The sequence below is a fragment of the Algicella marina genome (assembly GCF_009931615.1).
GTDB lineage: Bacteria > Pseudomonadota > Alphaproteobacteria > Rhodobacterales > Rhodobacteraceae > Algicella > Algicella marina.
In genome coordinates, this window is the sequence record NZ_CP046620.1 from 3354090 (window position 1) to 3366124 (window position 12035).

At 61.8% G+C, this 12035-nt stretch carries 13 protein-coding genes, 1 tRNA gene and 1 pseudogene; 6 read left to right on the plus strand and 9 right to left on the minus strand.

The window, feature by feature from the left end; translation table 11 throughout:
- Positions 1–25 precede the first annotated feature (25 nt).
- From GO499_RS16445 to puuE, 4 genes are read right to left on the minus strand one after another with little or no spacing between them, the layout of a single operon-like run.
- Positions 26–1468: a uracil-xanthine permease family protein gene (locus tag GO499_RS16445; RefSeq protein WP_161863198.1), complete on the minus strand. Its 1443-nt coding sequence runs from the start codon at positions 1466–1468 to the stop codon at positions 26–28.
- Between the two features lie 24 nt (positions 1469–1492).
- Entirely contained in the window at positions 1493–1999 is a 507-nt protein-coding gene (locus tag GO499_RS16450; RefSeq protein ID WP_161863199.1) for an ureidoglycolate lyase, read from the minus strand.
- Entirely contained in the window at positions 1996–2820 is an 825-nt protein-coding gene (locus GO499_RS16455; protein WP_161863200.1) for a bifunctional allantoicase/(S)-ureidoglycine aminohydrolase, read from the minus strand. The genes GO499_RS16450 and GO499_RS16455 overlap by 4 nt, the downstream gene beginning before the upstream one ends.
- Positions 2817–4232 carry an allantoinase PuuE gene (puuE, locus tag GO499_RS16460; protein ID WP_161863201.1) on the minus strand — a complete coding sequence of 472 codons (1416 nt, stop codon included), beginning with the start codon at positions 4230–4232 and terminating at the stop codon, positions 2817–2819. Before puuE ends, GO499_RS16455 begins: the two co-directional genes overlap by 4 nt.
- Before the next feature lie 132 nt (positions 4233–4364).
- Between puuE and uraH the strand changes: the two genes are divergently transcribed.
- Both uraH and GO499_RS16470 read left to right on the plus strand, forming a co-directional pair.
- A complete protein-coding gene (gene uraH, locus GO499_RS16465) occupies positions 4365–4727 on the plus strand; it encodes a hydroxyisourate hydrolase (RefSeq protein ID WP_161863202.1) in 363 nt (120 codons plus the stop codon).
- A 2-nt stretch (positions 4728–4729) separates the two neighbouring features.
- Positions 4730–5956, plus strand: coding sequence for a urate hydroxylase PuuD (locus GO499_RS16470; RefSeq protein ID WP_161863203.1), 1227 nt, complete (start codon positions 4730–4732; stop codon positions 5954–5956).
- Here the strand turns inward: GO499_RS16470 and GO499_RS16475 are convergent.
- Positions 5950–6630 carry a GntR family transcriptional regulator gene (locus tag GO499_RS16475; RefSeq protein ID WP_161863204.1) on the minus strand — a complete coding sequence of 227 codons (681 nt, stop codon included), beginning with the start codon at positions 6628–6630 and terminating at the stop codon, positions 5950–5952. The genes GO499_RS16470 and GO499_RS16475 overlap by 7 nt on opposite strands.
- 17 nt (positions 6631–6647) lie before the next feature.
- Entirely contained in the window at positions 6648–7163 is a 516-nt protein-coding gene (locus GO499_RS16480) for a hypothetical protein (RefSeq protein WP_161863205.1), read from the minus strand.
- A gap of 132 nt (positions 7164–7295) precedes the next feature.
- Here GO499_RS16480 and GO499_RS16485 point away from each other — a divergent pair, with 132 nt between their 5' ends.
- Together GO499_RS16485 and GO499_RS16490 are read left to right on the plus strand one after the other, a co-directional pair.
- Complete coding sequence (locus GO499_RS16485; protein WP_161863206.1) at positions 7296–7961, plus strand: hypothetical protein; 666 nt, start codon at positions 7296–7298, stop codon at positions 7959–7961.
- 5 nt (positions 7962–7966) lie between these two features.
- Positions 7967–8500, plus strand: a complete 534-nt coding sequence (locus tag GO499_RS16490) for a hypothetical protein (RefSeq protein ID WP_161863207.1) — start codon at positions 7967–7969, stop codon at positions 8498–8500.
- 18 nt (positions 8501–8518) lie between these two features.
- Here the strand turns inward: GO499_RS16490 and mtaB are convergent, their stop codons facing one another.
- Together mtaB and dapF are read right to left on the minus strand one after the other, a co-directional pair.
- The gene (mtaB, locus tag GO499_RS16495) at positions 8519–9787 is read right to left on the minus strand and encodes a tRNA (N(6)-L-threonylcarbamoyladenosine(37)-C(2))-methylthiotransferase MtaB (protein ID WP_161863208.1); all 1269 of its coding nucleotides are present in this window, start codon (positions 9785–9787) and stop codon (positions 8519–8521) included.
- Positions 9784–10614 carry a diaminopimelate epimerase gene (dapF, locus tag GO499_RS16500; protein WP_284154788.1) on the minus strand — a complete coding sequence of 277 codons (831 nt, stop codon included), beginning with the start codon at positions 10612–10614 and terminating at the stop codon, positions 9784–9786. Before dapF ends, mtaB begins: the two co-directional genes overlap by 4 nt.
- 125 nt (positions 10615–10739) lie before the next feature.
- On the opposite strand from dapF, the gene GO499_RS16505 reads away from it, so the two are divergent.
- Positions 10740–10815 (plus strand) — tRNA-Lys (locus GO499_RS16505).
- Positions 10816–11179: 364 nt separating this feature from the next.
- Positions 11180–11314, plus strand: a pseudogene (locus GO499_RS19925) (RidA family protein); the annotation flags it as partial.
- Positions 11315–11597: 283 nt separating this feature from the next.
- Here GO499_RS19925 and GO499_RS16515 read toward each other — a convergent pair.
- Positions 11598–11975 carry a winged helix-turn-helix transcriptional regulator gene (locus GO499_RS16515; protein WP_161863209.1) on the minus strand — a complete coding sequence of 126 codons (378 nt, stop codon included), beginning with the start codon at positions 11973–11975 and terminating at the stop codon, positions 11598–11600.
- Positions 11976–12035 lie beyond the last annotated feature (60 nt).

Consider the following 12035-nt stretch of genomic DNA (forward strand, 5'->3'; position numbering starts at 1 on the left):
CCGCCAAGGGCGGGGGCCGCCCCGGTCAGTCGTTCCGGTGTCCGGCCATGCCGCCGGAAACTTCCATGGGTTCGCCGTCGATGTCCTCCGGCAGGATCAGGTTCAGCACGATAGCGATCAATGCCGCCGGCAGAATACCCGAGGCAGCCAGCACTCGCAGCGAATCCGGCAGATATTGCAAGGCATTGGGTGCACCGGGTGCCATGTTCAGTACTTCCAGTTGCAGGCCCAGCCCGACGGAAAGCGCCGTCGCGAAGATCACCATGTTGCGCCGGTTCCAGTTCACATCCGACAGCATGGAAACCCCCGCTGCCACAACCATTCCGAACATTACGATGACACCGCCGCCCAGCACCTCGATCGGCACGGTGCGAATGACGCCCCCGACCTTCGGCACCAGTCCGCAGATGATCAGGAAGATCGCGCCGATGGTCACCACATGGCGGCTCATTACGCCTGTCATCGCGATCAGACCGACATTCTGGCTGAACGACGTGTTGGGCAGGCCTCCGAAAATCCCGGCAAATGCCGTGCCGATACCATCGGCATAGGTCGCACCTTGGATCTCGTCGTCGGTCGCCTCCCTTCCGGCGCCGCCCTTGGTAATCCCGGAGACGTCACCCACAGTCTCCACGGCCGATACGAACGCCATCAGGCAGAAACCGATGATCGCGGCGATTGAGAACTCGAACCCGTATTTGAACGGCTGCGGCAAGGCGAAGGCAGCGGCATTGCTCCAGCTTCCGGAGACCGCATCGAAACTCAGGATTCCGACGAGCAACGCATAGACATAGCCGACGATGATGCCGACCAGCACGGCAGAAACTGCCAGCATTCCCTTGGCATAGAATTTAAGCCCCAGAGTCACGAAGATTACGACGAGCGCCGCCGACCAGTTCAGGAAACTGCCGTATTCCGGGTTGTTGGATGCCTTCGCCGGTACGCCACCGGCTGCATATTCAATGCCGACCTTGACCAGCGCCAGCCCGATCATGGTGACAACCAGTCCCGTTACCAGCGGCGGCAGTGCGAAACGGATCTTGCCGATAAACGTCCCGATGCAGGCATGGAAAATGCCGCCGATGATGATGCCGCCAAACATCGCGGCCAACCCATCGACACCCTTGCCCGCGACCAGCGGGATCATGATGGGAATGAACGCGAAACTGGTGCCCTGCACGATGGGAAGTTTCGCGCCCACCGGGCCTACGCCGATCGTCTGGATCAGGGTGGCGACGCCTGCGAACAGCATCGACATCTGGATCAGGTACAGCAGTTCGGGAAAGTCTGGCGAATTGGAACCGAAGCCGAAACCGGCCGCACCAGCGATGATGATTGCTGGTGTGACGTTGGAGACGAACATCGCGAGAACGTGCTGGATGCCGAGCGGGATCGCCTTGTGAAGACCCGGTGTGAAGTTGGGGTCGCGCAGTTGCTCGGGCGTGCCGAGTGAAGCGTAGTTTGCCATTTCAAACCCTTCCTGATGTTACGCTTATGGCCCGTCTCCCGCAGGCCTCCTTGGTAATCGGATCTCTGGCGGATCCGTGAATTCGTATTCCTCGAGGTTGGGGGCATCGCCTACGTAATCCACGACGAGGAAATCCTGAGGCACCAGCGGGCAGAGAACGCCGTGCCAGACATTCCGGTGATAGTTCACGCCCTGGCCGGACGCGGTAAGGAAGGCGTGCAGCGTTCCGGGCAAGCCGCCATCATCCTCGGCCACCAGTACCACGAAAGGCTCTGGCGAAAGCGGCATGAATGCTTGGCTGCCGAGGGGGTGCCGCTCCACCAGTTTCGGTCGCAGCGGCGTGGCATAGGCGGTGCCCCGAAATATGTTCAGCCCCACCGCACCATCGGCACAATCGGCATGCGCCAGCGCATGATAGCGCCCGCACTTGCCATCGTTGATCAGCCTGTCCGCCTCGCCCGCCGCCTCGATCACATCACCAAAGGGTGCAAAGGCACCGGCGGTGAGTGGTTGGGCGGTAAGCACTGTCACTTGAGCCTCAGGCTCGGATGGCGGTGCATGTCCTTGTAGAGCAGATAGCGGAAACGATGCGGCCCGCCCGCGTAGCAGGCCTGAGGGCAGAACGCACGCAGCCACATGAAATCGCCCGCCTCCACCTCCATCCAGTCGGTATTCAGCCGATAGACTGCCTTGCCCTCCAGCACGTACAGCCCATGCTCCATCACGTGCGTCTCGGCAAACGGAATTACGCCGCCCGGCTCGAAGTTGACGATGTTGACATGCATGTCATGCGCCACGTCGTCCGGGTTAACGAACCGGGTGGTGGACCATTTCCCGCCCGTATCCGGCATCGCCGACGGTGTGATCGTGTCCTCGTGGGTCACGAACGAATGAGGTGGCGGCAGATCCCCGATCGGCTCGTAGGATTTGCGGATCCAGATGAAATCCGCCTTTGTGTCTGTCCGATTGTGCAGCTTCCAGTCGGTGCCCGGCGAGATGTAGACATAAGAGCCAGTGACGAGGGTGTGATGGGTGCCGTCCAACTCCAGCGAAAGCCCGCCTTCCAGCATGAACAGCACGGCTTCCGCCTGCGGGTCCGGTTCCGGCGCGTCGGTACCGCCGCCGGCCTGAACTTCCATGATGTACTGCGAAAACGTCTCGGCGAACCCGCTCAGCGGGCGGGCCAGCACCCATGCGCGCGACTTGTCCCAAAAGGGAAAGCGTGTGGTGACGATGTCGGTATGCACCATCTTCGGGATGACGGCATAGGACGGCGTGAACTTGGCGCGCCCGGTCAAGATGCGCGATTGCGGCGGCAGCCCGCCATCGGGGGACTGGTAGGGTTCGGTCATGAAAACATGTCTTTCAATCGGAGGAGGGCAATCCGCTCCACCTGTTTGCAGGCTTCGGCGAATTCCGTTTCCCGCTCTTGTGCAACACGCCGTTGGAAGGCTGCAAGGATATCCGCCTTGGTCAGACCCTTTACCGCAATGATGAACGGAAAGCCGAACTTCTCCTTATAGGTCTCGTTCAACCCGGTGAACGTCTCGCGTTCCGCATCCGTCAGCGCATCAAGCCCCGCGCCCGCCTGTTCGGCGGTGGAGGCTGCCGTAAGCTGTTTCGCGGCTGCCAGCTTGCCCGCAAGGTCGGGGTGAGACAGCAGCACACTCATCCGCTCGGATTCGCTGGCGCTGCGAAACACCCGCGTCAGGGCGTTGTGCAGGCCGATGGCGGTATCGTGCGCGGGCCCAAGCTCCAGCTTGTGCGCCCGTTTGGCGATCCAGTCGGAATGCTCGAACACGTCGCCGTAGGCAGTGATGAACTCATCCTTCTTCATCGCGCTCGGCCGCGCCCACTCTACCGGTGGATGCTCGCGCGCCCAGTGCTCGGCGATGTCGATCCGCCGCGCCAGCCACACCCTTTCGTGGCCTTTCACGTAGTCGATGAACCGCTTCAGCGCCGCCGCCCGCCCGGGTCGGCCGACCAGACGGCAATGCAGGCCGATGTTCATCATCTTCGGCGCACCGGCCAGCCCTTCGGAGTAGAGCGTGTCGAACGTGTCCTTGAGGTAGGTGAAGAACTGGTCGCCCGAGTTGAAGCCCTGCGGCGTGGCAAAGCGCATGTCGTTGCAATCGAGCGTGTAGGGAATGATCAGCTGGTCGCGTCCCTTGTGGTGCCGCCAGTAGGGCAGGTCGTCGTCATAGGCGTCGGAAACATAGGCGAACCCGCCCTCTTCGCTGACGATGTCCACCGTGTTGACTGAGCAGCGGCCGGTGTACCAGCCGGTGGGCCGCGCGCCCGTCACCTCCGTGTGTAAGCGGATGGCCTCCTGCATGTCGGCCCTCTCGGCCTTCGGCTCGGCGTCCTTGTACTCGATCCATTTCAGCCCGTGGCTCGCGATCTCCCAGTCTGCCGCCTGCATCGCCGCCACCTGCTCGGGCGAGCGTGCCAGCGCGGTGGCGACGCCGTAGACGGTGACGGGAACCTCCGCCTCCGTGAACATCGCGTGCAGCCGCCAGAACCCGGCCCGCGCCCCGTATTCGTAGATCGATTCCATGTTCCAGTGGCGCTGGCCCGGCCACTGCGCCGCGCCGACAATCTCGGAAAGAAATGCCTCGGATGCCGCATCCCCGTGCAGGATGTTGTTCTCGCCGCCTTCTTCGTAGTTCACCACGAACTGCACGGCGATCGCCGCATCACCGGGCCAGCGCGGGTTGGGCGGGGTAGGGCCGTAGCCCTGCATGTCACGCGGGTACCTTTTCATTCAATCCTCTTGAGTGACGCTTCACAGTGCAGAATTCCTGCAGCGTTTGAAAGATTTTGCGGCAATCTACCGCCAATCATTGGCTTTTGCTTACGTTTTGGCCACAGTCTTCGCAAGAGAGGAGCACCGCAAATGCCAACTTCCGGTTATCTTACGACACATGTCCTCGACACCGCCCGCGGGAGCCCAGCGGAGGGGATCGAGATCGCGCTCTACCGTGTCAGCGGCAATTCCCACAAGAAGATTGTGACGATGACGACGAACGCCGACGGCCGGACGGACAGCCCGATCCTTCCACAAGGCAAGTTCAAGGCTGGACAGTACGAACTGATCTTCTTCGCCGGCCCCTACCTCGAAGCCACCGGTCAGGCGGGTGGCGGCGTGAAGTTTCTCGACCAGATTCCGATCCGCTTCGGGGTCGATGACGCGGAGGGGCACTATCACGTGCCGCTGCTGCTCTCACCCTACGGATATTCGACCTACAGGGGGAGCTGAGCATGTATGATTTCGCCGTAACGTGGGACTGGATGGCGTTTGCCGTTCGCTGGCTGCACGTAATCACCGGCATCGCCTGGATCGGCTCGTCCTTCTATTTCATCGCCCTCGATCTGGGCCTGAAGCGCGACATTCCCGGCCCCGCCGATGGTGAGGAATGGCAGGTGCACGGCGGCGGCTTTTATCACATCCAGAAATACCTGATCGCGCCCGATGCGATGCCGGAGCATCTCGTCTGGTTCAAATGGGAGAGTTATGCCACCTGGCTTTCCGGCTTCGCCATGCTCTTCATTGTCTACTACGTGGGTGCGGATCTGTTCCTCGTTGACCCGCAGGTCGCCGACATATCGCCGCTGCTGGCGATTTTCATTTCGATGGCCTCGATCGCGCTGGGCTGGGTCGCTTACGATTTCATCTGCAAGTCGAAGTTCGGCGACGACAACACCCGCCTGATGGTCGCGCTCTACGTCATCCTCGTCTTTGTCGCGCTGTTCTACACGCAGGTGTTTTCCGGCCGCGCGGCGCTGCTGCATCTCGGAGCTTTCACCGCGACGATCATGTCGGCAAACGTGTTCTTCATCATTATGCCGAACCAGCGCATCGTAGTGGCCGACCTCAAGGCGGGGCGCACGCCCGACCCGAAATACGGCAAGATCGCCAAGCAGCGCAGCACGCACAATAACTACCTTACCCTGCCGGTACTGTTCCTGATGCTGTCCAACCACTATCCGCTTGCCTTCGCGACGGAGTACAACTGGATCATCGCCAGCCTGATCTTCCTCGTCGGGGTTCTGATCCGGCACTATTTCAACTCGATGCACAGCCGCACGGGCAAGCCCACGTGGGTTTGGCTCGCGGCCACCTTCCTGATGATCGTCATCGCCTGGCTCAGCACCGAACCCGGAATAGATCGTAGCGCTCCGCAACAAGAGGCCGCGCTGAGCAGCCGTCAATTGATGTTTGCCGAGGCGGAGGGTTTCGAGGAGGTCAGCCAGACCGTCATGGGCCGCTGCGCCATGTGCCATGCGGAAGAACCGGGGTGGGACGGCATCCATTGGCCACCAAAGGGTGTGGTGCTCGACAACGCGGCCGACATTGCCGCCCACGCGCGCGAAATCTACCTTCAGGCCGGTCTCAGCCACGCAATGCCGCCGGCCAATGCCAGCTATATGGAGCAAGCGGAGCGGCAAATGATCGTCGCGTGGTACGAGAACGCAGTCTCTCAATAACCCTCCGGCGCGAACTGGCCCTGAAACGATGACAACGCATCGCCGATATGGCGCCGCAAGCAGTCTGCCGCGGCATCGCCATCGCGCCGCCCGCAAGCTTCCAGCAGTTCCAGATGCTCCCTGTCGGATTTTTCCCGCTGGCCGGGGGCAGCTTTTGCCATGCAAAGGTAACGATCAGCTGCGTTGAACAGGATGTCGATCTGCGCCAGCAGCCGTGGCCTCGCGCAGGGCCGATACAACTCCATGTGAAACGCCTGATTGCGGATGCCGAACTCCAACGCGTCCACCCCTGAAATCCTGTCCTGAATCCGCGCGGCCGCGTCGATCTGTGCATTCGTCAGATGCGCCATTGCCGAACGCATCGCCAGCACTTCCAGTACCAGACGCATTTCATAGATGTCCGTCAGATCGGATAGCGAGACCGCCGCCACCCGCGCCCGCTTGTTGTCCTCCACGGTGACGAAACCCATCACCTCCAGGTGCCGGATCGCCTCGCGGATCGGCATACGGCTGACGCCGAACCGGTCCGCCAGCGATTCCTGCCTCAGCGGTTCGCCGGGTGAAATCGCGCCCTGCACGATGTCATCGCGCAGCGCCGCCACGATCTCGGCCACCTGGCCACCGGCAATTCTGACAGGCGGAAAAGCCTCCGCCGGGCGTGCGGGCAGTTTCATCGTGCCAGTATAGGCAGTCACATCGTTGACAGAAGGACAAAATTGTATCCAGAATTAAATTTATGTATCCAAATTTTGCACTCCGATTCCTGTTCGCTCTGATCCTCCTGCTCGCCGCAAGCGGAACGGCCACTGCAGAGTCGCGCCGTTTCTGCTTCGAACCGCCTCACAACACCCTCTGTCCGCACTTTCCGCAGGATCAACGCGACTTCAGCGCCTTCTTCGAATACCGGGTCATCTCCGCCCCCGCGCAGGATCCCTTCGACGAATATGCCTGGCAGGCCTTTGTAGCCCTCGGCTGGTCGGACGTTGCCGCTGATTGGGAACCGGCCAAAGCCAGTTGGCGCACTTTTTCCCGCCGCGCTGACATCCTCCCTTCCACCGATGCCTGCAGCGGCATTGCCCGCGGCTCTGAAACTGTGGTCGCCAGTCACCTTCAGTCCGACGGCAATGTCCTTATTGACCAGCACGGCAATTTCATCGTCTTTGAGACGCGCCTCAATCAAACGGTCGAGACGCATATCCTTGACCATTCCCTCGATTCAGCCGCCGGCCGGGCACAACACGGCATCGCCTTTCCCTCCGGCATCGATGCCACACGCCCCGCCAGCACTCTGATAAAAACCGCGTGGCGGATTCTCCCCCAACCCGACCCAGATTATGTCATGGCCGATGGTCTCATCGCCATCCCGGCCGCGGCGAGTGTCTCCGGCATAGCTACCTGCCGTCCCGCCCGTCTCGGTCTCGTCGGCATGCACATCGTCACCAAGGTCACCAGCGGTCATGGCGACAAGTGGATATGGTCGACTTTCGAACACCGCGCCAATGCGCCCGAGGCTGCCAACGCCCGAGAAATCAACTCCCTCTATGCCAAAGACCTCTTCCCCGGCGGCTGCCAGAGCCCGCAAAACACCGCCGCTGCGCTTCTGCACGATCCCGATTGCCCGGACTGCATTCCGAACGCCCCTCATATCGGCCCGGCCCTTTGGGCCGGTAAACCGCCCTTCGCGGTTTCAGCCGATGGCAGGCCGCTCCAACCAGCGCAAATCACCCGCTGTTGGAAGATCTTCGGCCCAACACGCAGCACCAATTCCATATGGCAGGCGATGCTCGGCACCTCTCCGCTCGCCAACTACATGCTGATCTCGTCGCAATGGCGCGGCGCCAATCCGGATCCGATCTTTCCCGACGGTGAACTCCCCCGGTACCTGACTAACACGACAATGGAATCGTTCCTCCAGACGGACACGTCCGGCACCTGTCTCGGCTGCCACGCCACCGCCCGCACGCCCGAAGGTGCGCCCGCCGATTTTACATTCCTCTTCCGGTGATCGACATGAACTCCACGCCAGCCATGCTTTTCGCCTTTTTCCTGATACCGACTCTACCTGCCGCCGCCGAAATCTGCACAGCCACTTTCACCACGGAAACGGAGGCCGATCATGGGAACTTGCCCAGTGGCACTACTCTGAACGGCAGCATCTCCTACCAGCCGGTGGACCCCATGCGGATGGGCAATGAGACGGTCAGCTACCTTGTCTCCGGCACCATGCGCGTCGAGGCGGCAGACGGCAGCTATGTCGCCGGCCGCCTTCAGGCCATCCATGTGACCCGCACGCCGCATTTCGCCGATTACGCGTCTTTCGACGCAAGTGACGTCACCGGCAATCTCGGCACCGTGGAGGCCTACGAAGACCCCATGCTCGTCACGCTCTTCGCGCCGCGCGGTTCCCTCACTACCTTCGATCTTCCACGTGATAGCGCCGGCTGGCAGGCTTACAGCCGCCGCCGGGTGTTCCAGGTGCACACACCCGATACGATGTGGACATTGCCGGGAAGGATTTCCGATTTCTCGATGGCCTGCGACTAGCGCCTGCCGCTCAGGGTGTCAGGCCGCCGCTTCGCCCAGCATCGCGCCTTCGTCCATGCTCACCAGACGTGCGCGCACCAGCGCACCCTCCGCCACCGGCTGCGTGAACCGGACTTCGGTGAAATCCCTCAGACGCCCCCGCTCGGGCGTTTCGGTCAGCACTTCCGCTTCACGGCCGACCTGCGCCGCCAGATGTGCCGCCACACGTGCTTCACCCGCGGCCCGCAAGCGCGCCGCCCGTTCCTTGATCGCCACGCCATCAACCTGCGGCATCTTCGCGGCCGGCGTGCCGTGGCGCACGGAATAGGGGAACACGTGCAGCCATGTCAGCCCGCACTCTTCCACCAGGTCCAGCGACCGGGCGAACATCTCTTCCGTTTCCGTCGGAAATCCCGCGATGATATCGGCGCCGAAAACGATATCGGGCCGCGCTGCCCGCATGTCGGCACAAAAGCGGATGGCATCGTCGCGCAGGTGCCGTCGCTTCATCCGCTTCAGGATCAAGTCGTCGCCCGCCTGAAGGGAAAGATGCAGATGCGGCATCAACCGCGACTCGGAAGCGATCGCCTCCACCAGCGCCGGGTCAGCCTCGATACTGTCGATGGAGGAAATCCGCAGCCGCGCCAAGCCCGGCACCAGCTTCAGGATGCGCTGCACCAGATCGCCCAGCTTCGGGACGGCGGGCAGATCCGAACCCCAGCTCGTCAGGTCCACCCCCGTCAGCACGACCTCGTGGTAGCCGCGTTCCACCAGCCTCTGGATCTGTTCCACCACCACGCCCGCAGGAACGGAGCGGGAATTGCCGCGGCCATAGGGAATGATGCAGAAGGTGCAGCGATGGTCGCAGCCGTTCTGCACCTGCACATACGCGCGCGCCCGCGTGCCGAACCCGTCGATCAGATGCCCCGCCGTCTCGGTGGCAGACATGATGTCATCGACCTGCACCCGCTCCGTCTCGCCAATGAAATCCGCACCGGTCAGGCCCGCCCATGTTTCGCCGCGCATCTTCTCGAGGTTGCCGACCACATGCGCCACTTCGGGCATGGCCGAATAGGTCTCGGGCTCCGTCTGTGCTGCGCATCCCGTCACGATGATTCTGGCACCTGGGTTGTCCTTCGCCAACCGCCGGATGCGCTGGCGGCTCTGGCGCACGGCCTCCGTCGTCACGGCGCAGGTGTTCACCACCACGGCGTTCTCAAGGCCGGCACCGGCCGCCAGTTCCTTCATCGCCTCGGTCTCGTAGGCGTTCAGGCGGCAGCCAAAGGTTTCGAACTTCGGCGCGCTCACAAGCCGAACTCCGCCGAGATCTCCGCCTCGAACACTTTCTGCGTCGGCCCGGTCAGCCAGACACCATCGTCGCGCCACGCGCCGTGCAACTCGCCGCCATCGACCACGATCGTCGCCACCCGCTCGGCCAGTCCCTTGCGGGCCGCAGCCACCAGCGCCGCACAGGCGCAGGATCCGGACGCGAGTGTGATGCCCACGCCCCGTTCCCAGATGCGCAGGCGCAGTCTGTCCGGCGCCAGTACCTGCACCATCTCCACGTTGGTCCGCTCGGGGAACAGCGGGTGAGTTTCGTATTCCGCCCCCTGCGCTGCGATATCCGCACCCTCGGCATCGCTGACGAAGAACACGCAATGCGGATTGCCCATGCTCAGCGCTCCCGGAGCGCCGGGAAGTGGCAGCGCCACCGTGTCGTGCGGCTCCGCCAGCGGCACATCGGCCCAGTCGAGCGCCGGGCGGCCCATGTTCACCCGCGTCAGCCCGTTTCCGGCCTCCTCGGCGATCAGCACGTCGAAATCCGTCCGCAGCCGCAGCCGTTCCGCGCCACTCTCCTCCATCAGCAGCCGGGCGATGCAGCGCGTCGCGTTTCCGCAGGCGGCAGAGAGGGAGCCATCGGCATTCCAAAATGTCAGCCTCGCATCGGCGGACGGGTCGGCATGGATCACCGCCAGTTGGTCGAACCCAACGCCACGATGCCTGTCGCCCAGCGCCTGCGCCAGCGCAGGCGTCACCTGATCGACACCCGCGCGGGCGTCGATGATCACGAAATCATTGCCGAGCCCGTGCATCTTGCGAAAGCGGACCGGCGCGGTGGACGCGCTTGTAACCATGGGCGCCATATAATCGAACAGCAGCGCTGACGCCAGTGCCGCAACCAAACCGTAACAAAGCCTCAAAAACTCCCGCGAATCCTCTTGACCCTCCGCCGAACCACGGCTAGGTGATCCCCTCGCGTGGGCCCGTAGCTCAGTTGGTAGAGCAACTGACTTTTAATCAGTGGGTCACAGGTTCGAATCCTGTCGGGCTCACCATTTTCCCCATGTCAGTCGTCAGACAACTTTGACCTTTACGTCAAAGATCTGACCCAGATGGAGAAACGGACCCTCGCCCATAGAGCGGCGAAGGTCTTAAAAGAGCCAATCTTGCTTTTAATCGGCGACGCAGCGAACGTCTGGAAAAGCAACGAATTGGATTCAATGGATCAGGAATTTGATTAAACAAGCAATTATCCCGAAAGCCATGTCGAGCATTTACAAGGACTGGAAAATGGCTCCTGGTTCCGAAGTGGACGGTTTCCTATTTTTGACAGGTTTCAACGGCATGGCGCTGGACGGCATAGTCTGAGAGGATGCCGCAAAGCAGATTGATACGGCTTTCGACCAAATTTTCAGTGTTTTGGAAGAAGCTGGAATGGACACCAGCCACATCGTAGAAATTACCAGCTACCACATGGGACTGAAGGAACATCTGGAAGTCTTCAAGGCAATTTGGGGAAAAAGGATATGTGACCCCTATCCCGCTTGGACTGCTGTTGAAGTAGCCGGGTTCGCTTCTGAAGGTGTCTTGGTCGAGTTGCGAGTCGTCGCCACCGCTAAACAGGCATTTCTGCGCGAGCAGCAAAAGCTCACTTTGCTCGCTCGCGAGCCTTTCCGGGTTTTGCGTCGAAGGGCTCGCCCGCTCCAGAAGTGCCTGACGTGGCCTACGGGCAGGGTTCGAAGGCTCCGGCATGTCGCCCGAGGGATGCATGGGTTTGGACGTGCCCCAGTTACCGCAACGGAAGGTGGTCGCAAGCAGGCGGGAGGACAGGTTGGTTTCACCGCTTACGGGTGGTCGGCTTCGGCTCTGCCCCGTTTCCAACTGACGGTACCCATTCCATCGCCCAGTCGCCGAGCGGTTCTAGATGGCCGAATAGCTCGCGGCCTGTCACTGTCAGCGCGTAACCGTCCGCTGCCTTCTCCACCAATTCGACGGAGCGGAGTTCCTTCAGACGGGTATTGAGGACACTGGGCGAGGCGGATCCGCAGCGGGACTGCAAATCCCGGAACGTGCGGTTGCCATCGGACAGATTCCAGAGAATGCCCATGGTCCAGCGACGGCTGAGCAGGTCGAACAGCACCATGATCGGCTGGCCGCTGCGGGAGCCGGGAACCGGATCGCCGTGGCCGGCTACGGGCCTCGAAGGTTCTGGCAACGGAAACTCCTTGCTACGAAAACAGTAGCGATGTAATTTGCTACGATTATCGAAGCACAT